The organism is Sphingomonas aerolata (assembly GCF_023935825.1).
GTDB lineage: Bacteria > Pseudomonadota > Alphaproteobacteria > Sphingomonadales > Sphingomonadaceae > Sphingomonas > Sphingomonas aerolata.
Genome location: NZ_CP098762.1, coordinates 2165143 through 2191366 on the forward strand (window position 1 = coordinate 2165143; position 26224 = coordinate 2191366).

The following is a 26224-nucleotide window of genomic DNA, read 5'->3' on the forward strand; positions in this document are numbered from 1 at the left end:
ATGGAAATCCTGCATTTCGATATCGCCGCGCCCGTGCCCGCGGGCGGCACACGCGCGATGGCACTGGTCGGCGTGGTCGCGTCGGGAAATCTGGAGGTGCTGGTGGAGCGCGGTGCCGCGGCCGATCGGTGCGCGATCGAGATCAGCACCGCGGCGCACGGCTTTCGCGATCTGTGGGACGCGGTGGTCGCCGATTTCGTCGGCCGGCGCGCCGCCGGCGGCCTGCGGATCGCGATCAACGATGGCGGCGCGCGCCCCGACACGGTGTCGCTGCGCCTCGCCCAGGCCGTCCGCATGATCGAGGAGCCCGAAGCATGAGCAACCTTTATCAGAGCTGGTACGAGGCAGGCGCGCGCGAGCGGATCGCGGCGCTGGTCGATACCGGCAGCTTCACCGAATTTGTCGGTCCGGAGCGGCGCGAGACCAGCCCGCATCTCGGCATCTTCGACCTGCCCGCGCAGTTTGACGACGGCATCGTCGTCGGCGCCGCGACGGTAGACGGCACGCCGATCCTGATCGCCGCGCAGGAGGGCCGCTTCATGGGCGGCGCATTCGGCGAGGTGCACGGCGCCAAGCTGACCGGCCTGCTCCGCGCCGCCAAGGCCCTCAACCGCGACGTCGTGATCGCGTTCGACACCGGTGGCGTGCGGCTGCAGGAGGCCAATGCCGGCGAGATCGCGATCGCCGAGATCATGCGCGCGGTCACCGAAGCGCGGATCGCGGGCGTGCGCGTCGTCGGGCTGATCGGCGGGCGCGCGGGCTGCTATGGCGGCGGCGGGCTGATCGCCGGCTGCTGCTCGACGCTGATCATATCCGAACAGGGCCGAATCAGCGTCACCGGCCCCGAGGTGATCGAGACCAACAAGGGCGTCGAGGAATTCGACTCTCGCGACCGCGCCCTGGTCTGGCGGACGATGGGCGGCAAGCACCGCACGCTGATCGGCGGCGCGGACCTGTTCGTCGACGACGATGCCGCGGCGTTCCGCGCGGCGATGCTCGCAGCGCTCGGGCGACCCGCCAAGGCGGGTTCCGTCCGGAATGCCTCCCCCCTCCCGTTCGGAAGAGGGGAGCGACCCGGTCTCGATCTGGCCACGCTGACGGTAGAACAGGACCGCCTCGAACGCCGCATCGCCCGGTTCGGCGACGCCGCCGACGCGACCGACATCTGGCGCACGCTCGGCATCGATGATCCGCAGGCGATCCCCGACATGCCTTCCGCCGCCTTCGCGACCCTTGCCGCCCAATACCGGGAGAGCGCCGATGACGCCCGCTGAGATCCTCGATTCGCTGTTTCCGGCCGGCCATGCGGTCACCGCGGAGGGCGACCTGCTGTTCGGTCGCGGCACATCGCCCGACGGACGGGGCGTGCATGTCATTGGCGCCACCGCGCGCGCGCCGATCGGCATCGACCAGGCGATCCGCCTGTCCGCCGCGGTGCTCGCGATCGCGCGCAGCGACGACGACGCGCCGATCTTCTTTCTCGTCGACAGCGCGAGCCAGCGGATGAGCCGGCGCGACGAACTGCTCGGCCTCAGCGAATATCTCGCGCATCTCGCCAAGTCGCTGCTGCTCGCCGAGGCGCGCGGCCATCGCACGATCGGCCTGCTCTATGGCGGCAGCGCGGCCGGCGCGTTCATCGCCACCGCGCTCGCCTGCGACACGCTCGTTGCGCTGCCCGGCGCGCATCCCGAAGTCATGGACCTCGCCTCGATGGCGCGCGTCACCAAGCTGTCGATCGATCTGCTCGAGGACAAGGCGAAGACGACCCCGGTCTTCGCCCCCGGCCTCGACAATCTGGTCAGCGTCGGCGGGGTCGCCGAGGTCTGGGATCGGCAGCGCAGCCTGGCGGATCAGCTCGCGGTGCTGCTCGCCACGCCGCGCGACCACGATGCGCGCGCGACGCACGGAGCCGAGCGTCAGGGCCGGCCCAAGGCCGCGGCGATCGCGGACGAGGTGGATATGGCGGCGCGGCGCTGATGCGGTTCGACCGACACCGGCTGGTCTGGATCGACCCGCAGCGCTGGCCCGCCATCCTCGCCGCGCACGGGCTCGCCAACGCCCCGGCGCTGCTCGCCGACTGGGCCAGGGACGACCGCCCGCTGATCGCGCGGCGGCCGGTCGTCGGCGAACTGCCGTGCCTGGTCCCGCTGGGGCTGCCCCTGCCGCCCTCGATCGGCAAGCAGCGGCTCGCCTTCGCCGTGCCCCCCGATGCCACCCGCACCGACGCCCCGCCGCCGCTGCTGCGCGATGCGGCGGCGGCGGCACCCCCCGCCTGGCAGGACAGCATCGCCGCGCTCGTCACGCTGGACCCGGACACGCGCTGTTTCGGCAGCCTCGCCTGGGCGCATCTGACCGGGCTGGCCTATCTGTCGCCGGGTTCGGATCTCGACCTGCTCTGGACGGTGGCGGATCAGCGCACCGCGACCGCACGCGCCCGCGCGCTTCTGACGATCGGCGCGACCGCACCGATGCGGATTGACGGCGAATTGCTCACCCCACAAGGCCATGCGGTGCAGTGGCGCGAATGGGCGTCGGACGCACCCGATCTGCTCGTCAAGGCGGCGCACGCGAACGGCGTGACCCCGCGCGCGGCGGTGTTCGCATGACTGCGCTCGTCGCGACGACACCCGCGGTCGACACCGACGCGATCGGCCACGCCGCCGCTCTGTGCCTCCGTCGCGAGATCGCGACCTATCCCAAACCCGGCCTCGTCAGCCCGGTGGATCCGGGCGCGCATGACGACATGGACGCGGCCATGATGAACCGCAGCGCCGACGCGCTCGCGCCCTATCTCGCCGCGCTGGCCCAGGCGGGCGCCGCGGGGGCAGGGATGGACCGGCTGCGCGCGATCGGGATCGCGGCGGAGTCGGCGATGATGGTCGCGACGGGCGGGGTGAACACGCACCGCGGCGCGATCTTCGGCATGGGCCTGCTCTGCGCCGCTGCGGGGTTCGGCGCGCGCTATGGTCTCGCCGCGCCGCTCGGGACGATCGTCGCGCAGCATTGGGGCGCCGAGATTCTGCGCGGGCCTGTCGCGCTGCACAGCCATGGCAGCACGGTCGCGCGCCGCCATGCCGCGGGCGGCGCACGCGTCGAGGCCGCCGCCGGCTTCCCCGCGCTCTACGCCACCGCCTTGCCCGCACTCGCCACCGCGCGGCGCCTGCGGCCCGACGACCGGAACGCGCAGGCAGTGCAGGTCCTGATGGCGCTGATCGTCGGCGTCGCGGACACCAATCTCCTCTATCGCGGCGGCCCGTCCGGTCTCGCCTTCGCGCAAGCCGAGGCCCGCGCCTTCCTCGCAGCGGGGGGCATCGGCGCGGTGGACTGGCGCGCGCGCGCGATCGCGGTCCATCGCCGCTTCGTCGCCCGGCGGCTCAGTCCGGGGGGGTGTGCGGACCTGCTGGCGATGACGTTCTTCGTCGCGGCGCACGACGCGTGACGCTCGCGCTGCTCTGTTCGGGGCAGGGGCGGCAGGACCGCGCGATGTTCGACCTGTTCGTCGACCAGCCCGCCGCCGCACCGATCCTCGCCGAGGCCGCCGCGATCCTCGGACAGGATGTCCATCAGCTCGTCCGGACCGCTGCTGACGACCGGCTCCACGCCAATGCGACGAGCCAGATCCTGTGCGTCGCGCGCGGACTGGCGGCGGCGGCGTGTCTCGAACCGATCGGTCCGGCGCTGGTCGCGGGCTATAGCGTCGGCGAGATGACCGCCTGGGGCATTGCCGGCCTGTGGTCGCCCGCCGCCACGCTGCGGCTCACCGCGGCGAGGGCGACGGCGATGGACGCGGCCGGCGGTGCGGAGGATGGCCTCGGCTTCGTCCGCGGCCTGCCGCGCGCGGCGGTCGAGGCGCTGGTCGCGCGGTTCGACTGCGGCATCGCGATCGTCAATCCCGGTCTGCTGTTCGTGATCGGCGGCACCCGCGCGCAGGTCGCGGCCTGTTGCGACGCGGCTCTGGCGGAGGGTGCAGCAACCGCCCGCCCGATCGCGGTCCGCGTCGCGTCGCACACCCGTCGCCTGTCCGCTGCGGTCGCCCCGTTCCACGCCGCGCTGCTCGAAGCCCAGCCCGCACGGCCGATCCGGGGTCGCACGCTGATCGGCGCGACCGATGCCACGATCGTCCGCGGCGCCGCCGGCATCGCAGGACTTGCGGCACAGCTCGACACGACGATCGACTGGGCCGCCACGCTCGAGGCACTGGTCGAACGCGGCGTCGACCGCCTGCTCGAACTCGGCCCCGGCACCGCGCTCGCCGACATGGTCCGCGCCGCCTATCCGACACTCGACGTCCGCGCAGTCGACGACTTCCGCAGCCTCGCCGGAATCACCGCCTGGATCGCCCGCTGAACGTCGGGGGAGACAAGGGGAGGGTGCCGTTCGATAGGGCGGGCGGTGATGCCAACCCTTTGTTAGCTATTGCTTTATATCGTCACAGGCCGGGCAAACGGACGCTTAGGCTCCCTATCTGCTCGATTGGGCACATAGGGCTAGGATATGATATGTCGATCTCGTTCTACATCATGGCGGATAAGCCGGAAAATGAACGCGAGCGCGAAAGGGCCATTGCGACAAGCAATCTCATCGCAAGTCCGCATGTCGGCAGATTCCGGCCGATATTGGATGCTGTCCGCGATACCCTGAAGGCAAAGTCCGCAGCCATCACCATCGTCTATCAGGACTCGACCTATGTGTTGTCGGCAGCGGGTTTCGAGGCCGGTGTATATAAGAGGTCAACGTCCTTCTGTGCGCATGCCATTCTATCCCCCGACGAACTGACAATCGTTCCGGACGCGGGCGCAGACGAGCGTTTCGCCGGCAACCCCTTCGTCGACACGATCGAAGGCATTCAATTTTATATCGGTGCGCCGCTACGCGACGAAGACGGCACCGTACTCGGGGCGCTGTGCGTCTTCGATGAAAAACCTCGTGACTTCATCACGGACGACGACAGGGCGCGGATCATCGCGTTGAAGAAAGAAGCAGAGGCGATTGTCCATTCCATAAGCAAGCAGGCCGACGTCGATCGCGAAGGCTATAAGGAAGTCCAGTCTTCGATGCAAAGCCAGCGACCGTGATGGCCACGTGTGCGCAACAACGTAGACTGCCCGGACGTGCCTCGAAATGAATATGTATCGCAAAATCGCGAGCGATATCTCGCCGGCGCTGATCGAACGTCGTTGCGCATCCCGGCATCTCGTCAACCTGGGGGCGCTTCTGATCACCCCTCTGGGCGAAATGATACCCGCGACCGTGACGGGCGTCTCCACGCGTGGTTTTCGGGTGAAAGCGGATTATGGCGTGACGATCGGCCGATCCGTCGGCCTCGCCATTCCGGGCCTGCCGAGATATGTCGGGTGGGTCGCCTGGTCCTATCTTGGCGAATTCGGGCTGGAGGGTGCCCAGGAAATTACCGAGGACGCCGTCGAGCATATTGTCGCACTAGGCACCCCTTCGGCGACTATGTAATCCAGCAAGCTGCCTGATCCTCGACGCCTTTACTCTGGGACAAGATATCTGACGCAGATGACGCTAGACTGAAAAGCCGCCGACCGATGAAGGGCGGCGGCTCTATCTGAGATGAACTGCCATCGAGATCAGGCGTAAGCAGTACCTGTGACGACTTTACCGATGCGCCGGCGGAGGCTGAAGCCGACGCCCCCGAAGCCGACAAGCATCATGAGCCACGTTGCCGGCTCTGGAACCGCGCCGATCGAAACGGTCGCATTTTCAGGTGCAAAATCCGTAATCTGGTTGACGTTACCCACACCGTTTCGGGGCCAGAGATTAAACCCATATTGCGTTGGCCCAAAGCCCGTGCTCGGCAGCAAGGCGAGCGGAACCCGCGCTGTCAGCATGTTTCCAGCGATGGCAATACCAGTTGGGTCCAAGGCATTTGGACCAACCGATCCGGTGCCGTTCTTCTGTATCACGATGGCTTGATTGAAGATCACATCGGGTTGACCGATCGAGGCAAAAGGTCTGGCGATGCCTGTACCGGTGTTGACGCCAAAAATGTACAGACCCGCCGTCTGCGGATCGCTATTCCCGGCGAAGGTGGCGCCTAGCGTGAAGAATTGCGACATACTGTCGTAATTGACCGAGAAGCCTGTGACGTCGAGATCTGCAAAACGTGGACCCGCAGTATATGACGGAATGAAGTCGTCGGTCGGATCCATGATTGATACAGCTGCAGCGGGTGTCGCACAAATTGCCGTCAATCCAAGCATTCCGACTATGATTGCCTTGTTTATCATGGGACTATCCTCGAAAGTCGGCAACCAGCGTCGCCATTCTTTCTTTATCATACTCCGGAATTATCGACGATAATCCTAATGGCTTAAGACGCACTACTACAATTGGATTATAAAAGGCCTCCGCATATCCTTGGATTCGTCGGTTATTTGATGCGAATTTCCCTGAGCAAGCGGCGGAAGTGGTCCAGGTTCCCCTACCGATCGGGAAAGGTGCAGCTGCTCCACTTCCCGACGGAAGTTTTCCGGCCCGATCGTGACGGATGCGGTGTCGCAACAGGCGGCGGTCGCCGCGCCTCATGATCTACGGATGAGAAGCGCCATCGGACACGCATGATCGTGATCGATGACCAGAAATCGCATCGCGTTTGGCCATGCAGTCGAAGTTGCAGTCGGAAGCTCTGAACGTTTCGGCGAAGGAGGGGAAGGTGCCGATCGACGGGCCCTGCTGGGCCGCCACGCGCGGCATAGAGGCAGCGTCCGTCCCTACCGATCAACTGCTCGGTAGGTGCAGGTCGGCCCGTCGTCAGTCGCTCGCCGCCCTTGGTCGGCTCCCCGGTCGAGCCCGTCCTCGTCCGGATAGAACGCGTGTGGATCCTAACCCGTTCCCCGCTTCATACGTGTTTGAGCTTGTGAGCGGCGTACCCGAGAACGAGAAAAGCTGCGACGGAAGAGCCGGCCCAGCCCACCAAGATCATTACCATTGAAACACCCTCTGCTCCGCGGCGCGTTTCGCACCGTCATAGCGCGCAATAAGTCCTGTTTTCCTATGGTTAACAAGACACGAAGAGTGACCCAACAGTCATTTATTTGACGACGGGCTACGCTGGCCACCGGGTGACGTCGAGGCCCCCCGAGCTGCATGATTGTCCTCATCTTCCTGCGTTCCCGGGCTGTGGAGTATAAGAGCCGCTGGATCCTGTCAGACTGCGTGAGACAAGGCGTTCACGCGCACCATGTGCGGCTGCGGCCGGGGGGTTTGGAAATCGCCGGCTGCATGTTCGGATGGCCTTGCGGGGGTATTGGGTGCGGGCAATCCGAAAATATCCCCTGAGCCGCCCCCGCAACGCCTGATCTACGACGGGGAGTTACGGAACGCCTGCCAAGAAAACCGCAGAGAAGTGGCGCATTGCTGCGGCTTATTGCGGCGATATGGAGACTGTGATTTTGGAAATTGGTGGGCCCGGCACCTATCGAACTGACGCCCTTACAAAGCCCGTGGCGGCGGGCATTATACCCCCAAGAATCCCCCACGTGCAGTGGGGTGTATTTCATGAGCGTCGAGATAGCCGCGACGGCGCCGTTTAAGCCCCGGTTCGGGATCAAGCCTATATGGCCTTACCTCGCGGATCCAATCCGGGGGCCGGCTATCATTGCCCGATTCTGGTCTAACGTCGCCCGCCGCGGTGAAGGCGAGTGCTGGGATTGGACAGCATGCCGCGGCGGTAAAGGGCTGTACGGTCAGACGACGGTGGGAGGCGGCAGGATCCGCCGATCAAACCGGGTGGCATCGGCAATAGTTAACGGCGAAGACCCAGGCGAACGCGTCATCCGTCACACCTGCGACCGCGCGATCTGCTGCAACCCTGCGCATTTGGTGGCGGGAACCCACGAGGAAAACATGACTGACATGGTTGTGCGCGGCCGAACTGTCGGGAAGCCGCCGCTTCGTGCCAGCATGACGAAAGCGGCGTTGTGCGCGCGCAATGAGCGGCTTCTTTCGGCGCTCAATCAGATTGCGGCATCCGATTCCACTGCCAGGCGGCGGGCATTGCAGGAAATCGCCGCTGCATCTAACTCAGTGCGGCACGCCGGTCGTGGTCATTCGATACACATCCCGGGTCTGCTGCGCGCCGTCAGCAGTAATCCCATCAAATTTGCGCCACGCTGCAGCCGAATTGCAGACGCGCGTGGCCATGAAAGAGCCCGTCGGCGTCATTGACCGGCAGATCTTCTTCTCTTTGGTTGGCGACTCTACGGCCTTGGCAGGGGCTTCTGACGTTTGCGCCTTTACGCCAATGGGCGTGAGGATCAGCGCAACTGCAACGCGATATTTCATCGTTCGACTCCTGCAATTCGACCGAAAGTATACGATCGACCTTCGTATGCAAGAGCGTCACTGGGACTGACGTTTTCTGACCTAGCTAGCGCGCTGCTCCGCTCCAAACTCACCGCCTCCCTCAACGGGAGGCGAGCGATCTCGGTGACTGAGTAACGTCCTGCCGTGGATCAATACCCGGAACGATGTGCCGCCACTGGTCGCTGATTGGTCTACGGGAGAATTGGCATGCTGCGTACCTTGCGTCCGGAAATTCTGAACGTCTCAGCGAACGAGGGGAGGGTGCTGCTTGACGGGCCAGGCGTTGCTGTCACGCTCGACATCGAAGCAGCATCAGTCCTATCCGATCAGTTGCTCGCTGGGTGCAACTCGGCACGCCGGCAACAGCGTGACGCAATCGGTCAGGTGCCCCATTCAGACCCTTGCTCACCAGTATAGCTGGCAGCGGGTTCAGTCAGGCTAGCTTGGGTCCTGACGGGAAGTAACCTAGGTTAATCTTAACCTTGTATGCCGAACGCGAGCTTGGCTCCCAAGAATTCGCTTTGTAACAAGCCGCCCCATGAACACGCCCTTTGGACACGACGCAGAAATCTTGCGTTCCGCGATCGCTTGGGCGCTTCACGTCGCCGACGTATCTAACAATCCGCTTGTGGCCTCTTTCTTAGCCGATGCACTTCACCATGCCGAGAATGACGCCTACCGCTCTTGCGCGGCCACTGGCGCTATCTTGCCAGGGTTGAACGTGTTTGCAGTGTCTGCGGACAGTTCAGCTGGATCGGAAGTTCGGTAACCAGAGTGCGATTCAGGCACCATCTCGAGCAGTGCGGCACGCATTGCTGTGAGGGCGTCCCGTTTTTCAAAGCTATCTTCGCGGGCCTTAGCGATCGTGCCGCGTTCGTCAGCCCCAGCATAGTACGGGACGAACCTGCTAAGCTTCATATTGGTCAAACCGGGCCGCAAGCCCGATGTTAAGCGCCGAATTCTGGGCCTTCCTTGTCGGGTAAAAGGCGTGGGGATCGTAGACCGATCGCTGCTCCGGCCGAGCCTGGCGGGGAAGTGGGCGCTTTAAAGCATCGGGGACCGGGTCGGGCAGGGTAGGCACCCCGCTTCCGTGCATCGTCTGAAAGACGGCGATCGCCTCGCCTTCCTTTATCCGCTTGCCGATCAGCGGCGCGCGCTCTGCGCTGACATAGCCCAGTTGGGTGCCGCGCTCGCTAAATATGGCAACGGCGTTCTCGTCGTATGGGTTGCTTGGCTCGAAGCGCAGCTCGACCGCTACGCCAGGCGCGCACAGCATGCACTCCCTGCGGCGGTTGCTCTTGCTCGTGTCCTCGTTCGGAAAGTTGATGCGATCAACGAAGGGCCGTCGCAGTAGTTCGGCGTAACGAACGCCTTTAATTGGCTATCTGGTAAGCGGACGGTTTAATACTGCGCACACCGCTATGCAAAAAGCGGTGAAACCTCTTGGCCTTGCTTTTTCGCACATGCACCGATGAGATTCTGGCAAAGGATATGACGCGGTCGTGAACACAAAAAATGCCCGGCTCGAAAAGCCGGGCATTTTAAGCTTCAGCCGTTGTAAGGGTCACCATTGGCCTAGTAACGCATTGCTTTGCACCCTGAAGGATACGTCAATGACGCCAATAGTGATCCCCAAGCTGATGGCAAAGTTAACCCCGAATGGGCTTGCCGATTGGCCAGTAGCGCATTTGAACCCCCAAATTTGAAAGTGCTTGTCTTTCGACAAGGGGATTTATGCATTGAATTTGTTTAGTAATTGCAACTCCACGCGGTTAAAGTGGATTAACTGAAAATTCTTGATGCCAATGCTAGCCCGCGCATTGCCGACTACGGTATATGCGCCGGATCGACGCAGCTGCCGAGGCCGTCACACTCTGGCACCGACCGATTTCGCTATCCTGCTGCGCGGCTTCCCAAAAAAACACGAGGGGCCGGCGCCCGGGGCAGTGATGTCAGAGACAGCGCAGGGTTAGGCGGACCGCTGGTGTGTCTACGCGACCGTTGACGGTCTCGCGAAGCGCGGCTCTTATTGGATTTTCTGCATTGTCACTCCGTCGACGTTTGACCACTTAAACCCGACCCATGCCGTCCCCGGGTATCCGGACCATAGATGTGATCCGTGGCTGTGGACGACATAAGGAAGTCGACTTCGACCAGTTCGCGCCTGACCGTACGCTTAGGTGTCGGTCAATGGCGGTCGTCGCGCCACATCAATCCCTCCGCAGCCTCAATCGCGCTGGATTCAAATGAAAACAGCCGCCAACCTCGAAAGGTTGGCGGCTGCCTTCACACGGCCGGACACTGGGACCGGCTGTGAAATCTCCTTAGGCGAATGCGATCTTCGCCTGGCGACGACGAACGCGCATCGATGAGCCGATACCGCCGATACCGAACAGCATGATTGCCCAAGTACCGGCCTCGGGAACTGCTGCCGTCGGCTCAAAGGTTGCGGTGCCGGCATAGGAACCGTTACCACGCGAGAGGCCGTTCACGACGATCTGGTTCGTCGCACCTTTTGCGATCGCCACGTTGTTGATCTCGAAAAACTCGGCCTTGCCGACAACAGTCTTCGACGCTGCGAAGCCATTGATGAACACCGACAGGATATCAAGATCTGTCGGGCTGAAGAACCGCGTCGTGCTCGTGCTGAGCGTACCGCTAGCCAGACCGGCCTGATCGATGATGAAATTGAACGTATCCGTGAATGCACCACGCTTGATGCCCGCCCGGCCGAAATCTGCCGAAACGGTACCATTCTTTATATCGCCGCTGACGGTGAACTCCGGGTCGTTCGGAGTGAAGTTAACTGCGTGAGCCGCTGGGGCCATCGCGAATGCAGATACGAATGCCATTGTCGAAAGAAGTAAGCGCTTCATGATGGTCCCTTTTTACGTGTTCCTTGGAAAAAAAGTAAAGGGGGCCAGAGAGTTATGCAATTGCCTGAAAACGGCCACCACCCAACCATTGTGTGGTTTCGGGACAATCGTGCATCGTGAGCGGAGTGCGATGAGCGTCATGAATTCGCGCGGCCGGATCGTTTGCATCCGGGGGCATTTTCCACGGTAGAAGCGTGCAATAGGCCCTGCTCAAAATTGGTTAACAAGACAATAAGAATGACCTAAATCTTCAATAGTTGTTGAGGGGCACACTGTTCTTCCAGCGACATTCAAACCCCCCCGAGTTACGAGGTTTTCCGAACTATCCCGTGCCTCGTTCCGCCCGGCGATGGCAGGCAGGTTGAGAACAAAAAAGGAGCAGTATAGCTCGGGCGCTACCCTGATTCGTTGTTTGGATGCGCCCAATGAGTATGCAAACGCCGCGAGTTCGACTGCCGAGCTCGCCAAAGAGCAAGGCAGGAGCCTCGCTAGCCTCTCTACGATGATAGGGCGTAACGCCGCCGATCTAAAGCGGTTCGTCACTCGCGGTTCGCCGCGACTTGCACCGCGGCGTGCGCTGCGGCGGGCATTGCCGAGATCATCGTCGCAATGCCGCCCAGCATGATCATCGACACCCTCAAACCAGGTGCTTCCGCCGAAGCCGGAGCGGCTCCGCAAGCCGCAGAAATCCGGGCCGAATCATGACATCTGGGGGGCAGAAAATACCATTTGAAAAATACCCCCAAATATCCCGCACTCTCAGTTCGCCGTATGGAACGTGTGAGAAGGAAAACCCCCACAAACGACGCAATTCTGCGCATTCCTGACGAGGTAAGGTAGTCACTATTTTAGATATTGGTGGGCCCGGCAGGAATCGAACCCGCAACCTAGCCGTTATGAGCGGCCAGCTCTAACCGTTGAGCTACAGGCCCCACCGCCGCCTGCGTTAGCGCAAGCGTTTCCAAAGAAAAAGGGTGCCAAAGAAAAAGGGCGCTCCCGAAGGAACGCCCTTTCCGACTCCAAAACGCTGTCGAGCGCAAGCGCCCGACAAGGTCTTAGTTCATGTTGTCGGTCTTCTCGTCGGCAGCATCGCGGACGTTGTCTGCTGCTGCGTTCATGTTGTCGGCTGCGTTCTCGAGCACGTCGGTTGCGACAGCGTTCGAGGTGTTGTCCGCCATGGCGTCCATGTTGTCAGCCTGCATTTCCATGTTGTCAGCCAGCATGTCCGCGTTGTTCTCAACTGCGGCGGCTTCTGGCGACTTGCTGCAGGCTGCGACGGACATCAGGCCGGCGGCAGCAGCGATCAGAACGATCTTCTTCATTCGAATGCTCCCAAGCATAGTTTCACTCGCGGCCGACCCGATTGCCGTCGCGAAGCCCCGTCAAATAGCGGCCCCCGACCGGCGGTCAATCCGCTAAATTCATCGCCCAGCAAGCTTTGCGACAGTCCGATGACGGGCGGGTTGCCGCAACTGGTCACTTTCTTGGCACGACCGAGCCGATTTCCTCGGGCGCATTGGCCACGATCGCCAGCATCGTCGTCCACGCCGCGACGTTCTGGCGAAGCTGCTCGGGATCGACCCGGTCGAGCGTGTCGTCAGGCGTGTGATGCGTATCGAAATAGCGCGTACCCGACTGGTTGAGGTCGATCGCCGCGACGCCCAGCGCCATCGTCGGGCCGACATCGGTGCCGTCACCGCCGACCCCTGCGCCGCGCGCGATGCCGAGCGGGGCGAGCGCGGAGGCGAGGCGATCGGCGACCGGCTTCGCGCTGTCGGGCAGGTTGGTCTCGAACCGCCAGACGCGATCCGCGCCGAAATCGGATTCGCCCGCGGTCGCGTGCCGCTCGGTCTTGTGCGCCTCGGCATAGGCCTTGCCGCCAAAACCGCCGACTTCCTCGGCACCGAACCAGACGACGCGGATCGTCCGCCGCGGGCGCGGGCCGTCGAGGATCCGCTTGGCCGCCGCCGCGGTGATCGCCACGCCGCTCGCATCGTCGATCGCGCCCGTGCCGAGATCCCAGCTGTCGAGATGCCCGCCGACCAGTACGATCCCCGCCTTGGGATCGGTCCCCGGCACTTCGGCGATCACGTTCCCCGATTCGTGCGTGCCGGTCATCCGCGGGGTCAGGACGAGCGTCATCGTGATCGGCTTGCCGCGCATCGCGATCCGTTCGATCAGCTCGGCATCGGGCACCGACAGCGCCGCCGCCGGGATCGGCGTGACGCCCTCGGGGAAGTTGGTCGTGCCGGTATGCGGATTGCGGTGATGATCGGTACCGATCGAGCGGATCACGATCGCGGCCGCGCCCTTGCTCGCCGCCATCGCCGGCCCCACGAACCGTGCAGGCCCGAACGCGCCATAGCTCGACCCGTCCTGCGTCGGCTCCATCGCATTGCCGACATAGGCGATCTTGCCGGCGAGGCTCCCGGCAGGCGCCGCGGCCAGGTCGCCATAGGTCTTGAACACCACCACCTGCGCGGTCAGGCCGCCTACGGGCGTCGCGCCCGAATTGCCGAGCGCGGTCAGCTTCAGCGCCTGCGGGAAGGGCGACAGGATCGAGCCCGTCTCGACGCCGCGCACCCAGACGGGCATCTGGTACGGCTCGATCCGCACGTTCTTGAACCCCAGCGCCTTCAGCTTGGTCACCGACCAGGCACGCGCACGCGCCTCCGCCTCGGTCCCCGCCAGCCTGGGGCCGATCTCGGTCGTCATCCCCTCGACGATGTCATAGGCGACGTCGTCCTTGAGCGCGGCATCGCGGAGGGCTGCGACCTTCGCATCGACCGGGGCAGGGGCGGGTGGTGCGGTCCGCTGTGCCATGAGAGGAACGGACAGGGTGGAGGCGGCCAATACCGCGAGCGTGTGCTTCATCATCCGCGACAGCCTATGTCGCCGCTCCCCGTTTGCCAACGGCCCGCCGCATCGCTATCTGCGCACGTCAAATCCCGCCTCATTCAAGCATGGAGCTCGGCACCCACATGGCCGTCCAGTATACCTACGTCATGAAGGGTCTGACCAAGACCTTCCCCGGTGCCGCAAAGCCCGTCCTCAACAACATCCACCTCCAGTTCATTCCGTCCGCCAAGATCGCGATCATCGGCCCCAACGGGTCGGGCAAGTCGACGCTGATGAAGATCATGGCGGGCATGGACCCTGATTTCACCGGCGAGGCCTGGGCGGCCGAGGGCGTCAATGTCGGCTATCTCGCGCAGGAGCCGCAGCTCGATCCGACCAAGGACGTGATGGGCAACGTCAAGGACGGCGTCCGCCCCGTCGCCGACCTCGTCGACCGGTTCAACGCGATCTCGGCCGAGATGGGCGATCCGCAGGACGACACCGATTTCGACGCGCTGATGGAGGAGATGGGCGATCTCCAGGCCAAGATCGACGCGGTCGACGGCTGGGCGCTCGACAGCCAGCTCGAACAGGCGATGGAAGCCCTGCGCTGCCCGCCGGGCGATGCTTCGGTCGAGAATCTCTCGGGCGGCGAGAAGCGCCGCGTCGCGCTCTGCAAGCTGCTGCTGGAGAAGCCGCAGATCCTGCTGCTCGATGAGCCGACCAACCATCTCGACGCCGAAAGCGTGTCGTGGCTCGAGAACTACCTCAAGGAATATACCGGCAACGTCATCCTCGTGACGCATGACCGCTACTTCCTCGACAATGTCGTAAACTGGGTGCTCGAGCTCGATCGCGGCCGCTACTACACCTACGAGTCCAACTATTCGGGCTATCTGGAGAAGAAGGCCCAGCGCCTCAGCCAGGAAGAGCGCGAAGAGGCCGGCAAGCAGAAGGCGATCGCCGACGAGCTGGCGTGGATGCGCCAGACCCCCAAGGCGCGCCAGACCAAGTCCAAGGCCCGTATCCGCGCGTTCGACGAGCTGATGGAAAAGCAGGAGAATCGCGTCGCCGGCAAGGCCGCGATCCTGATCCAGCTGCCGTCGCGTCTCGGCGGCAAGGTGATCGAGGCGAAGGGCCTGACCAAGTCCTATGGCGACAAGCTGTTGTTCGACGGTCTCGACTTCACGCTGCCGCCGGGCGGCATCGTCGGCGTGATCGGCCCGAACGGCGCGGGCAAGTCGACGCTGTTCAAGCTGATCACCGGTCAGGAAACCCCGGACACGGGCACGATCGAGGTCGGCTCGACCGTCAAGCTCGGCTATGTCGACCAGAGCCGTGACGATCTCGATCCGAACAAGAACGTCTGGCAGGAAATCTCCGACGAGCTCGAGATCTTCCGCTTCGGCAAGCAGGAAATGGGCACGCGTGCCTATGTCGGCGCGTTCAACTTCCGCGGGCAGGACCAGCAGAAGAAGGTCGGCCAGCTCTCGGGCGGCGAGCGCAACCGCGTCCATATGGCCAAGATGCTCAAGGAGGGGGGCAACGTCCTCCTGCTCGACGAGCCGACCAACGATCTCGACGTCGAGACGCTGCGTGCGCTCGAAGAGGCGCTCGAGACGTTCGCAGGCTGCGCGGTGGTCATCAGCCATGACCGCTTCTTCCTCGATCGCCTCGCCACGCACATCCTCGCGTTCGAGGGCGACAGCCATGTCGAGTGGTTCGAGGGCAATTACGCATCCTACGAGGAAGACAAGCGCCGCCGCCTCGGCGACGCCGCCGACCGCCCGACGCGTCTGGCGTACAAGAAGCTCACACGCTGAGCGTCTGAGACCCGCCGCGGCCCATGTTCCCGGGCTGCGGCGCCCCCCCCCATCAACCCCGTCATCCTGACGAAAGTCAGGATCCAGAGCCACGAGGCGGGCCGCCCGTAATCCTGGATCCTGACCTTCGTCAGGATGACGAGGGTGGTGTAGGACCGAGCTGGTGCCTGCCACGCAAGCGCCATGTTGATCCCCTAACCGGGGTCGGTAGGAGACATATTGGTCCCCACGAACGGAGCAGGCGTGACAGTCATCGAACACTCCCCCGGTGGAGATGCCCCCCCGGGTGCGGGGGAGCTGCAATACCGGCTTCGCCAGCAATCGATACTGGCCGATTTCGGGATCGAGGCGCTGCGCGCGCGCGATCTCGAACCGATGCTCCAGCGCGCCACCGAATTGTGCGGCGAGGGGATGCGTTCGAAATACTGCAAGTTCCTCGAATATCGTCCCGAACAGGACAGCCTGTTCGTGCGCGCGGGGATCGGCTGGGCGCCGGGCGTGGTCGGATCGGCCGAGATGCGCACCGATCTCGCCTCGCCCGCGGGCTTCGCGCTCGAGACCGGCCAGCCGGTGATCTCCAACCATCTCGAGAATGAGGAGCGGTTCCGTACGCCCGCCTTCATGGCCGAGCACCATATCCGCCGCGCGATCAACGTGCTGGTCGAGACGTCGGGCAAGCGCTTCGGCGTGCTCGAGGTCGACAGCCCCGACGAGGGCAAGTTCGAGCCCGCCGACCTCGCCTTCATGCAGGGGTTCGCCAATCTGATCGGCGTCGCGATCGAGCGGCAGCAGGCCGAACAGCGCTTGAGCGACGCGATGGAGCATCAGGAGCTGCTCACGCGCGAGGCGAGCCACCGCGTCAAGAACAGCCTCGCGCTCGTCTCGGCGATGCTCAACCTCCAGATGCAGGAGGATGACGACCCGCGCATCACCCGGCTGCTCGGCGACGCGCAGGCGCGCATCACCGCGATCGCACAGACGCATGACCAGCTCTGGCGCGGCGAACAGGTCGGGATCGTCGCGCTCGACGACCTGGTCTGCGGAATCGCGACGGGGCTGGCCGAACAGGCGCCGCTGCACCGGATCGACTGCGACATCGACGCGATCCGGATCAGCGCCGATACCGCGATCCCGCTCGGCCTGCTCGTCACCGAGCTTGTCACCAACGCGATCAAATATGCGTATGGCGAAGGTGGCGGCGTCATCGCCGTGACGATCCGCAACGCCGATGGCCGGATTCTGCTGACCGTGTCCGACGACGGCGTCGGGCTGCCCGCCGATTTCGACCTCAAGGCCGCCTCGCGCAAAAGCCTCGGCATGCGGATGATCGGCAGCCTCGCCCGGCAGTTGCGCGGCACGATCGCGATCGAGAATGCCGCGCGCGGCACCTGTGCGGTCCTCGACATCCCCGACCCCAGGATCGTGCTCCCGGACTGATTGCTTGACGCGTGTATGATGTCCGTAGCACACCTCTCCCACAACGACGGGGTGGGGATGATGGACATGTTGATGATGCTAGCGGCCGCAGCGGCTTCGGTGACCGCGCCGCAGGGCGACAGGGTCAAGCCGGTCGACCAGTGTTTCGCGATCTACCGCCCGGGCTCCCCCGCAGGCACGCCGGCCGCCGGAGCCGACCAGGCCGTCATCGGCGCAACCCGCCAGGTCATCCGCGCCATCCGCGTCGGCGGTCGGCCGGCCTGGGACATCGTCGTCCATCAGCGCGTACCGATGGCGAATTTCGCGATGCGCGATCACTTTGTCCTGAACCGCGACGATCTGACGCCGATCACCTTCGACAACAGCCGGAGCGGGGTCGAGCATGTCGCGCTGCGCTACACACCCGGTCGCATCGTCGGAACGAAGACCGACAAGGCCGTCGTCACGCCGATCGACGTCGCGGTGGCTGACCCCATCTGGGAGGGCAATCTCTGGGGCGTGACGTTCGGCGCGTTGCCGCTCGCGATGGGCAAGAGCTTCTCGCTGCCCTTCTATCAGTATGACGGCGGGATCGGCCGCTTCACGCTGACCGTCACCGGCAGCCAGAGCGTCGCGACACCGACCGGGCCCGTCGATGCCTGGACCGTCGCGGTTCTCAAGGACGGCAAGCCCAGCGCCACCACGCTGATCGCGAAACGCGACGCGCGTGAACTGGGCAGCTTCGCCGCGCGGGGCGGGACGAAGCTTGGCGGCGACTGCACCGGTCTCGACTGAGCGACCGGTGTGGGCGCTCAGCGCACCCGCTTGACGTAGATCCGACCGCCGTCACGGCGTTCGGTCTGGAAATTGGGCACCGCCTCGATCAGCTCGGACAGATGGTTGAAGCCATAGTTGCGCGCGTCGAAGCTCGACCGGTTGCCCGCGCGCTGTCCGAGTTCTGTCAGGCTCTGATAGCCCTTCTCGTCGCGCTTGCCCGCGTTGTACGCGTCGATCAGCAGCTTGATCAGGTCCGATCCGATCGGTTCGCCGCCGCGCGACCGGCGTGCCGCGGGCGCGGCGGGGGCAGGGGCCTTCTCGCCACCGATCGCGGGCGGCAGTGACAGCGGCATCGGCTCGGATTCGTCGTCGAGCGCGCTGACGTCGATGAAACGCGTGCACGCCTGGCGAAACCCCTCGGGCGTGCGGCTCGTGCCAAAGCCATAGACCGGCACGCCGTCCTGGCGGATCCGCATCGCCAGCGGCATGAAGTCGCTGTCCGACGACATGATCCCGAACCCGTCGATCCGGCCGCGGAACAGCAGGTCCATCGCGTCGATCGTCATCTTCATGTCGGTCGCGTTCTTGCCCTTGGTCAGGTCGAACTGCTGCTGCGGCTCGATGCCGTGCTTGATCGACATGTCGCGCCAGCCTTTGAGCGCGGGCTTGGACCAGTTGCCATAGACGCGCCGGACGTTGACCGTGCCGAGCTCGGCAAGGACGGTCAGCACCGGGTCGAGCGTCGCCGAGGAGGCGTTGTCGGCGTCGATGAGAAGGGCGACGTTGCGGGTTGTGGTATCGGCCATACCGCCGGGATTAGCCGCGCCCGCGCCCCGCGTCCACGCTCCACGCGCCGCCACCCGCTGCGGCGAGGTACAGGAACACGAAACAATAGAGCACCGCCGCCTCGCCGCCATTGGCGATCGGGAAGGGGCCTTGGGGCGCGTGCGCGAGGAAATAGGCCGCCGCCGACATGCCCGACAGCAGGAACGCCACCGGCCGCGTGAACAGCCCGACGATCAGCAACGCACCGCCCACGACCTCAAGGACGCCCGCGACGGACAGCAACGGGGTCATCGCCATCGGGAAGGGCGGCAGCCTGAAGAATTTTGAAATACCGTGGCTGAAGAACACCAGCGCCACGACGACGCGCATCACGCTGAGCAGGCGGGGGGACCAGGTGGCGGGTATCGGCATGGGATCATCCTGAACGTCGTTGCGGTCCCGCTACGTCCTATGCGCGCGTGTCTGCGTCAACGCGCCGGATGGAAACGGATCGTTCAGCGATGGGAGGTCAGGGATAGGCGATCGCGATCACCTCATATTCGCGCTCGCCCGCCGGCAGGTCGACGCGCCGGACATCACCGATCGCGGCACCCCTCAGCGCGCGGGCGAACGGCGAATTCCAGCCGATCCGCCCATTGCCCGCATCGGTCTCGTCATCGCCGACCAGCGTGAGCACGCGTTCGACATCCTCCTCGTCCGCCACCGTCACGCACGCGCCGAACCAGACGCGGCTGCGGTCCTCCTGCGCGGCGGGATCGACGACCTTGGCCGCCTTCATCCGCCGCGACAGCCAGCCGAGCCGCCGGTCGATCTCGCGCAGCCGTTTGCGCCCATAGATATAGTCGCCATTCTCCGACCGGTCGCCATTGCCCGCCGCCCAGGAAATCACCTCGACCAGCTTGGGCCGCTCGCTGCCAAGCAACAGCTCATATTCCTCGCGCAGCACCGTATAGCCTGCCGGGGTGATGTAGTTGGGCCGATCCATGCGCGCCGTCTCGTCCGGTTCAGCCGGGCCGGGTCTTGCCGAGATACCAGGACGTCCGCGCGACGCTGCGGCTCTTGGCGCGGGCGGGGTTCATCAGGTCGTAGACGACCGCATTCTCGATCACGCGCTGCACATAGTTGCGCGTCTCCTGATACGGGATCGCCTCGATCCAGTCGATGATGTCGACCGCGCCGGTGCGCGGGTCGCCATTCGCGCGCAGCCACTTGTTCACATTGCCGCCGCCCGCATTATACGCAGCAATCGCAAGCGGATAGCTGCCATAGTTCGCATAGATACGCTGGAAGTAGCTCGACCCCAGCATGATCGACAGATTGGGATCGGTCGTCAGCGACGCCTGGTTGTAGGCGAGCCCGATCTTGCCCGACTGCTCGCGCGCGGTTGCAGGCATCAGCTGCATCAGCCCGCGCGCACCGGCATGGCTGATCGCGGCGCGATCGAACTGGCTCTCCTGCCGGGAGATCGCATGGATGATCGTCCAGTTGTCCTCATAGCCGGCGGGCACGCTGACGGTCGGGAAGCCCGCTGCGGAATAGTCGCTGAGCCCGTTCGCCAGCGCGCTGCGCCCGACCATCACGCCCAGATCGGGGCGGTTGATGCGGGTGGACAATTCGGCGGCGAGCGCGTGGTCGGTGTCGGTCGTCGCATCCGCGGCGATCTGGCGGACGAACGCGGTCTGGTCCTGCCAGTCGGCGATCTGACCGAGGAACTTGACCGCGCGCACCGTCTCGCGCTGCTCGAACGCGGCGCGCACCGCGGGTGCGATCGCAAGGCTGGCCATCGGCGGTGGCGGGGTCAGCGCGCGGCCCATCCGCTCGGTCGCGAGCTGCCCGTAATATTGATCGCGGTAGCCGGCCGCCTGCGTGTAGAAGGCGGTCGCATCCGCCTGCCGGCCCGCCGCCTCGGCCGCGCGCCCCGCCCAATAATAGCCGCGCGCGCGCACCACCGGCGAATTCGACCCGCGCGCATAGCGGTCGAACAGCATCATCGCGTCCGCCGGCCGGCCGAGCTTCTTCATCGCCGCCTGCCCGCCGAGCCAGGCGAGATTGGTATATTCGTCGCGCTCGGCATAGGATTTGGCCGAGATGTTCGCCCCCGCCGGATAGGCATCGTCGATCTGCCGCGCGATGTCATAGGCGACCTGCCACTGGCCGTCATTCGCCGCGCCGCGCGCGTTGGTCACCAGGATCTCGTACCATTCGCCCGCATTGCCCGGCCGCGTGGTCAGCGCCCGCGGCCGCGCCAGCCAGGCGCGCGCGCTCGGGCTCGCGCCGCTGTTGCGCAGCCACACCGCGCGGTCGGCGACATAGCCGGCGTCGCCGCGATACGTTTCCATCGTCGCCGCCGACAGGTCGGACGCGTTCGGCGCATTGGTCCGGAAGGCGAGCCGCGCCTCGAACAGCGCGCGTTTCGCGGGGCTCACCAGCAGGATCTGGCGCTGCGCTGCACTCGTCTGCCCCGACCAGAGCAGCGCGTCCATTCGCGCATCCTGATCGTCGCTCGACAGCGCGCCGGGGAAGCCCGTCGTCACCGCGACCTGATCGATCGGCGTCAGCCCGCCCGATCGCCATGCGGTGCGCACCGCGGCATAGGCGCGGTCGCGCTGCCCGGTCGCCTGCAATGCGCGTGCATAGGCAAGATTGCCCGCCGCGGACTGCGGCGGATAGCGCGTGAAGAACGCGACGACGCTGCCGGCCGCACCGCTGCCGATCGCCGCCTGCCGCTCCGCCGCGCGGCGATTGGCGGTCTCGTTCGGCCAGCCGGGATGCGCCATCAGGAACCCGGCATAGCTGTCGAACGGCAGCGCGTCGGTCTGTTGCAGCGCGCGCCACTGCGCGATCGTCGAGGCGATCGCGCCGTCGCTCGCCATCGGCTGCGCCTGCGGGCCGATATTCGAAAGCTGCGTTCGGTACCGGTCGAGCGTTTCCTGTCCGACCCCTGAAGATACCGCCGTGCCGGCCAGAGCCGCCAGGACGATGCTCGATTTGAACGCCAATGCTACCATGTGGACAGGATAGCAGTTCAACCCGTATCTGTCCTGAACGAAACGCCCGAATTCAGCGCGGCAGGAGCGCAATATACCGATGTTTGCAGGTTTTTCCTTTGCCGGGTCGATCCCGGCGCTCGTCACGCCGTTCGCCGCGGACGGTGCTTTCGACGAGCAGGCCTATCGCGATTTCGTCGAGTGGCAGATCGCCGAGGGCTCGTCCGCGCTGGTCGCGTGCGGCACCACGGGCGAGGCAGCGACCCTGTCCTATGACGAGCATTTCCACGTCGTCCGCGTCTGCGTCGATCAGGCGAAGGGTCGCGTGCCCGTGATCGCCGGGGCAGGGTCGAACGACACGCGCGTCGCCTCGGCCAATCTGCGTGCGGCACGCGAAGCTGGCGCCGATGCCGCGCTGATGGTCCCGCCCTATTACAACCGTCCGAGTCAGGAGGGGATCTTCCGGCATTTCGAGGCGCTCGCCGCCGACGCGCCGCTGCCGATCATCCTCTACAACGTGCCCGGCCGCACCGTCACCGACATCCAGCCCGCGACGCTGGCGCGGGTCGTCACCGCCTTTCCGCAGGTGTTCGTCGGCGTGAAGGACGCCAGCGGCGTGCTCGCGCGCGTGTCGCAGCACCGCGAAGCCTGCGGGCCAGACTTCTGCCAGCTGTCGGGCAATGACGACCTCGCGCTTGCGTTCAACGTGATGGGCGGCACCGGCTGCATCTCGGTCACCGCCAACGTCGCGCCGAAGCTGTGCGCGGAGTTTCAGGCGGCCTGCCAGGCGGGCGATTTCGTCACGGCGCTCGCCTATCAGGACCGTCTCTATCCCCTGCACGACGCGCTGTTCACCGACGCGTCGCCGGGCCCGGTCAAATACGCGATGGCGCGGGTGCGGGCCGGCTTCCCCGAGACGCTGCGCCTGCCGATGACCCCCGCGGGCGACGCCTCGCGCGCCGCGGTCGACGCGGCGCTGGCGCACGCCGGCCTGGTCTGATCCCCGTCCGTCATCCTGACGCACGTCAGGATGACGGGGGGACCGACAATTAACGTCCAACGCGATACGACGCCCGCTTCCCCTTCGCCCTCCGACCTCCTACATCGCGCATCCCATGGCACGCCCCAAACCCCCGACCTTCGAAAAGACCAAGATCGTCGCCGAGAACCGGCGCGCGCGGTACGACTATTATATCGAGCAGGTGTTCGAGGCGGGGATCGCGCTGACCGGCACCGAGGTGAAGGCACTGCGCGGGGGCGAAGGCTCGATCGCGGAGGCCTATGCCGAGGTGAAGGGCAGCACGGTCCAGCTCGTCAATTCGAACATCCCCGAATTCAGCCACGGCAACCGCTTCAACCATGAGCCCAAGCGGCCGCGCAAGCTGCTGCTGCACGAGCGCGAGATCAACAAGATGTTCGGCGCGGTCGCGCGCCAGGGCATGACGCTCGTGCCCTTGATGATCTATTTCAATTCCAAGGGCCGCGCGAAGGTCGAGCTCGCCCTCGCCAAGGGCAAGCAGAACCACGACAAGCGCGATTCGGTGAAGGAACAGGACTGGAAGCGCGAGCAGGGCCGGATCATGCGGGATCGTGGATAGGCCGTGACCAGGGCGCCGGTCGGTCTTTTCGGGCGCCTCGCGGCGTGGTCGCATCGCAATCTGCCGACCCGCGATTCGATGGAGCGCAACCGCCTGTTGCGCCCCGTCGCGCACCGCGTGCTCGCGCCCGAACTGTGGCGCTTCACCCGGCGCTCGGTGCCGCGCGGCGTCGCGCTCGGCATGGTCGCGGGGATCCTCGTGCCGGTCGCGCAGACCCCCGTCGCCGCGTTGTTCGCGCTGCCGTTCCGCGCCAATGTGCCGACCGCCGCGCTGACCACCTTCATCACCAATCCGCTGACGACCCCGCCGCTCTGGATCGCCGCCTACTGGATCGGGTCGTGGATGCTGCGGATCGACGCGCATGTCCCCGGCCAGCCGGTCGCCGAAGCCGCCGCGCAGGCCGACTGGATCCCGTGGCTGATGCAGGCGGGGCCTGCCACCGCGCTCGGCCTGCTGGCGATCACCATCGTCGCCTCGATCGGCGGCTATGCGCTCAGCGCGCTCGGCTGGCGGCTGTGGATTGCCCGCAAGTGGCGGCACCGCCACGATAATCGCGGATCGTAACAATCGTCACTATCTGTCGCCCGACGAATTGACGGAGCGTCTTATCGGCGTAGAACACACAGCATCCTGAAGTTCTTCCCCGAGGGTCCCTGATGCGTACGTCGATTGTCACCGCCATTCTGCTCGCCTCCGCCGCAACGGTCTCGGCCCAGACCAGTCAGACCCCGGCCCGACCGGCCGCGCCATCGCCTGCGCTCGCCGGTGCGGCCAGCGGTCCCGTCGCGCCGAAGGATGCGAACAAGCCGCAGATCGGCGATTTCGGCTTCGACATGGCCGGGCGCGATACCACGGTGAAGCCCGGCACCGACTTTTTCGACTATGCCAATGGCGGCTGGGCGAAGGCGACGCCGATCCCCGCCGATCGCTCGTCCTACGGCATGTTCCACGTCCTCCAGGACCTGTCGCTCGAGCGCACCCGGACGATCCTTGACGCCGCGACCGCGAAGCCCGGCGACAAGGTCGGTGACTTCTACGCCAGCTTCATGGACGAGGCTGCGGTCAACGCGAAGGGTGCGGGCCCGGTGAAGCCGATGCTCGCCGCGCTCAAGACGACGACCGACAAGACCGCGCTCGTCACCCAGATTGCGAAGCTGCAGCGCCAGGGGGTCGGCGGGCTCGTCGGCGTCGGCGTCCAGCAGGACGACAAGGACCCGACCACCTATGTCGTCGGCTTCGGCCAGAGCGGCCTCGGGCTGCCCGATCGCGACTATTATCTGAAGGACGATCCCAAGCTCGCCGCGGTCCGTACCGCCTATCAGGCGTATCTCGCGCAGATGCTGACGCTCGCGGGCGAGCCCAACGCGGCCGCGCGCGCCGCGGCGGTCTTCGCGATGGAGAAGGGCCTCGCCACCGCGCACTGGACGCGGATCGAGAGCCGCGACGCGGACAAGACTTACAACAAATGGACCGCCGCCGACTTCGCGGCCAAGGCACCCGGCTTCCCCTGGGCGCAGTACATGACCGCGATGGGCGTCACCGGCCGTCCCTTCTACCTCGTCGCACAGCCGAGTGCGCTCACCGGCGAGGCGAAGGTCTTTGCCGACACCCCGGTGAACGTCCTCCAGGACTATGCGATGCTCAAGGTGCTGCGCGCCTATGCACCCTATCTCTCGAGCGATTTCGACAAGGCCAATTTCGGCTTCTACGGCACCACCCTGTCGGGCACGCCCGAGCAGCAGGTCCGCTGGAAGCGCGGCGTCTCGACCGTGTCGGGCGCGATGGGCGAGGCGATCGGCGAGCAGTATGTCGCCAGATATTTCCCGCCGGAATCGAAGGCCGCCGCCGACCAGCTCGTCAAGAACGTCATCGCGGCGATGGGCGACCGGTTGCGCAACCTCGCCTGGATGGCGCCCGAGACCAAGACCAAGGCGCTCGCCAAGCTTGCCGCCTTCACCCCCAAGATCGGCTATCCGGACACGTGGCGCGACTATTCCGCGCTTCAGGTCCAGCGCGGCGATCTCGTCGGTAACGTCGCGCGCGCCAACGCCTTCGACTATGATCGCGACCTCAAGAAGCTCGGCCAGCCGATCGATCGCGGCGAATGGTTCATGACGCCGATGACGATCAACGCCTATGCCAATCCGACGATGAACGAGGTCGTCTTCCCCGCCGCGATCCTCCAGCCGCCGTTCTTCGATCCGAAGGCGGACCCGGCGATCAACTATGGCGGCATCGGCGCGGTGATCGGTCACGAGATCAGCCATCATTTCGACGATCAGGGCCGTAAATACGATCAGAACGGCAAGCTCACCGACTGGTGGACGCCGCAGGACGTCGCGCGCTTCAAGGTCTTCACCGACGCGCTGGTCAAGCAGTACGACGCCTATGAGCCCTTGCCCGGGCTGCACGTCCAGGGCGGCCTGACGCTCGGCGAGAACATCGCCGATCTCGCCGGGCTGACCGTCGCCTATGACGCCTATCACCGCTCGCTCGGCGGCAAGCCCGCGCCGGTGATCGACGGCACCACCGGCGACCAGCGCTTCTATTATGGCTGGGCCGGCGTCTGGCGCAGCAAGTTCCGCGAACCGGCACTGCGCCAGACGCTGCTGTCTGATCCGCACTCGCCGGGTCACCAGCGCGTCCTCACCGTCCGCAACCTCGACCCCTGGTACGCGGCGTTCGGCGTGAAGCCCGGCGAGGCCAGCTACCTCGCCCCGGCGGCCCGCGTCCGCATCTGGTAAGCTACACTCCTACCGCCCCACATAGCCCCGTCATCCTGGGCTCGACCC

Annotated in this window: 25 protein-coding genes and 1 tRNA gene; 15 read left to right on the forward strand and 11 right to left on the reverse strand. The window is 65.2% G+C overall.

The window, feature by feature from the left end:
- The 8 genes from mdcC (at position 1) to NEF64_RS09910 (ending at position 5466) form a co-directional block, all read left to right on the forward strand.
- Positions 1-318 (forward strand): malonate decarboxylase acyl carrier protein, encoded by a 318-nt coding sequence (mdcC, locus tag NEF64_RS09875; RefSeq protein ID WP_056408413.1) that lies wholly within the window; start codon positions 1-3, stop codon positions 316-318.
- Positions 315-1274, forward strand: coding sequence for a biotin-independent malonate decarboxylase subunit beta (locus tag NEF64_RS09880; protein WP_056408409.1), 960 nt, complete (start codon positions 315-317; stop codon positions 1272-1274). The genes mdcC and NEF64_RS09880 overlap by 4 nt, the downstream gene beginning before the upstream one ends.
- On the forward strand, positions 1261-1977 hold the full coding sequence (locus NEF64_RS09885) for a biotin-independent malonate decarboxylase subunit gamma (protein WP_056408407.1): 717 nt from the start codon (positions 1261-1263) through the stop codon (positions 1975-1977). Before NEF64_RS09880 ends, NEF64_RS09885 begins: the two co-directional genes overlap by 14 nt.
- Positions 1977-2606 carry a malonate decarboxylase holo-[acyl-carrier-protein] synthase gene (gene mdcG, locus NEF64_RS09890; RefSeq protein WP_056408405.1) on the forward strand — a complete coding sequence of 210 codons (630 nt, stop codon included), beginning with the start codon at positions 1977-1979 and terminating at the stop codon, positions 2604-2606. Before NEF64_RS09885 ends, mdcG begins: the two co-directional genes overlap by 1 nt.
- On the forward strand, positions 2603-3439 hold the full coding sequence (mdcB, locus tag NEF64_RS09895) for a triphosphoribosyl-dephospho-CoA synthase MdcB (RefSeq protein ID WP_056408402.1): 837 nt from the start codon (positions 2603-2605) through the stop codon (positions 3437-3439). The genes mdcG and mdcB overlap by 4 nt, the downstream gene beginning before the upstream one ends.
- Positions 3436-4347, forward strand: coding sequence for an acyltransferase domain-containing protein (locus tag NEF64_RS09900; RefSeq protein ID WP_056408401.1), 912 nt, complete (start codon positions 3436-3438; stop codon positions 4345-4347). Before mdcB ends, NEF64_RS09900 begins: the two co-directional genes overlap by 4 nt.
- Before the next feature lie 152 nt (positions 4348-4499).
- Positions 4500-5075 (forward strand): GAF domain-containing protein, encoded by a 576-nt coding sequence (locus NEF64_RS09905; protein ID WP_056408397.1) that lies wholly within the window; start codon positions 4500-4502, stop codon positions 5073-5075.
- Between the two features lie 52 nt (positions 5076-5127).
- The gene (locus NEF64_RS09910; RefSeq protein ID WP_056408394.1) at positions 5128-5466 is read left to right on the forward strand and encodes a hypothetical protein; all 339 of its coding nucleotides are present in this window, start codon (positions 5128-5130) and stop codon (positions 5464-5466) included.
- Positions 5467-5594: 128 nt separating this feature from the next.
- Here NEF64_RS09910 and NEF64_RS09915 read toward each other — a convergent pair whose 3' ends face one another.
- The 7 genes from NEF64_RS09915 to NEF64_RS09945 form a co-directional block, all read right to left on the reverse strand.
- Positions 5595-6254, reverse strand: coding sequence for a PEPxxWA-CTERM sorting domain-containing protein (locus NEF64_RS09915; protein WP_235516465.1), 660 nt, complete (start codon positions 6252-6254; stop codon positions 5595-5597).
- 1795 nt (positions 6255-8049) lie between these two features.
- On the reverse strand, positions 8050-8310 hold the full coding sequence (locus NEF64_RS09920; RefSeq protein WP_156360446.1) for a hypothetical protein: 261 nt from the start codon (positions 8308-8310) through the stop codon (positions 8050-8052).
- Between the two features lie 928 nt (positions 8311-9238).
- Positions 9239-9607, reverse strand: coding sequence for an HIRAN domain-containing protein (locus tag NEF64_RS09925; protein WP_051916446.1), 369 nt, complete (start codon positions 9605-9607; stop codon positions 9239-9241).
- 1048 nt (positions 9608-10655) lie between these two features.
- Entirely contained in the window at positions 10656-11207 is a 552-nt protein-coding gene (locus tag NEF64_RS09930; protein ID WP_107045822.1) for an FxDxF family PEP-CTERM protein, read from the reverse strand.
- Between the two features lie 856 nt (positions 11208-12063).
- Positions 12064-12139, reverse strand: a tRNA-Ile gene (locus NEF64_RS09935).
- A gap of 123 nt (positions 12140-12262) precedes the next feature.
- Entirely contained in the window at positions 12263-12529 is a 267-nt protein-coding gene (locus tag NEF64_RS09940; RefSeq protein ID WP_031393308.1) for a hypothetical protein, read from the reverse strand.
- Positions 12530-12683: 154 nt separating this feature from the next.
- Positions 12684-14081, reverse strand: a complete 1398-nt coding sequence (locus NEF64_RS09945) for a M20/M25/M40 family metallo-hydrolase (protein WP_414711868.1) — start codon at positions 14079-14081, stop codon at positions 12684-12686.
- Between the two features lie 107 nt (positions 14082-14188).
- On the opposite strand from NEF64_RS09945, the gene ettA reads away from it, so the two are divergent.
- The 3 genes from ettA to NEF64_RS09960 all read left to right on the forward strand — a co-directional run bounded on the left by ettA (position 14189) and on the right by NEF64_RS09960 (position 18079).
- Positions 14189-15868 carry an energy-dependent translational throttle protein EttA gene (gene ettA / locus NEF64_RS09950; RefSeq protein WP_056408757.1) on the forward strand — a complete coding sequence of 560 codons (1680 nt, stop codon included), beginning with the start codon at positions 14189-14191 and terminating at the stop codon, positions 15866-15868.
- A 243-nt stretch (positions 15869-16111) separates the two neighbouring features.
- Positions 16112-17305: a sensor histidine kinase gene (locus NEF64_RS09955; protein ID WP_235188280.1), complete on the forward strand. Its 1194-nt coding sequence runs from the start codon at positions 16112-16114 to the stop codon at positions 17303-17305.
- 66 nt (positions 17306-17371) lie between these two features.
- On the forward strand, positions 17372-18079 hold the full coding sequence (locus tag NEF64_RS09960) for a DUF3108 domain-containing protein (RefSeq protein ID WP_156360445.1): 708 nt from the start codon (positions 17372-17374) through the stop codon (positions 18077-18079).
- A gap of 17 nt (positions 18080-18096) precedes the next feature.
- Here the strand turns inward: NEF64_RS09960 and NEF64_RS09965 are convergent, their stop codons facing one another.
- The 4 genes from NEF64_RS09965 to NEF64_RS09980 form a co-directional block, all read right to left on the reverse strand.
- Positions 18097-18867, reverse strand: coding sequence for an NYN domain-containing protein (locus NEF64_RS09965; RefSeq protein WP_031439510.1), 771 nt, complete (start codon positions 18865-18867; stop codon positions 18097-18099).
- A 10-nt stretch (positions 18868-18877) separates the two neighbouring features.
- Positions 18878-19258 (reverse strand): DoxX family protein, encoded by a 381-nt coding sequence (locus NEF64_RS09970; RefSeq protein ID WP_056408379.1) that lies wholly within the window; start codon positions 19256-19258, stop codon positions 18878-18880.
- Between the two features lie 97 nt (positions 19259-19355).
- A complete protein-coding gene (greB, locus tag NEF64_RS09975) occupies positions 19356-19832 on the reverse strand; it encodes a transcription elongation factor GreB (protein WP_056408376.1) in 477 nt (158 codons plus the stop codon).
- Positions 19833-19851: 19 nt separating this feature from the next.
- A complete protein-coding gene (locus tag NEF64_RS09980) occupies positions 19852-21855 on the reverse strand; it encodes a lytic transglycosylase domain-containing protein (protein ID WP_252573689.1) in 2004 nt (667 codons plus the stop codon).
- 79 nt (positions 21856-21934) lie between these two features.
- On the opposite strand from NEF64_RS09980, the gene dapA reads away from it, so the two are divergent.
- The 4 genes from dapA (at position 21935) to NEF64_RS10000 (ending at position 26176) form a co-directional block, all read left to right on the forward strand.
- Positions 21935-22834: a 4-hydroxy-tetrahydrodipicolinate synthase gene (gene dapA / locus NEF64_RS09985; protein WP_056408370.1), complete on the forward strand. Its 900-nt coding sequence runs from the start codon at positions 21935-21937 to the stop codon at positions 22832-22834.
- A gap of 115 nt (positions 22835-22949) precedes the next feature.
- On the forward strand, positions 22950-23432 hold the full coding sequence (gene smpB / locus NEF64_RS09990) for an SsrA-binding protein SmpB (RefSeq protein WP_031395420.1): 483 nt from the start codon (positions 22950-22952) through the stop codon (positions 23430-23432).
- Between the two features lie 78 nt (positions 23433-23510).
- A complete protein-coding gene (locus NEF64_RS09995) occupies positions 23511-23996 on the forward strand; it encodes a DUF2062 domain-containing protein (protein ID WP_051916534.1) in 486 nt (161 codons plus the stop codon).
- A 92-nt stretch (positions 23997-24088) separates the two neighbouring features.
- On the forward strand, positions 24089-26176 hold the full coding sequence (locus NEF64_RS10000) for a M13 family metallopeptidase (protein ID WP_082446997.1): 2088 nt from the start codon (positions 24089-24091) through the stop codon (positions 26174-26176).
- The last annotated feature ends 48 nt before the right edge of the window (positions 26177-26224 follow it).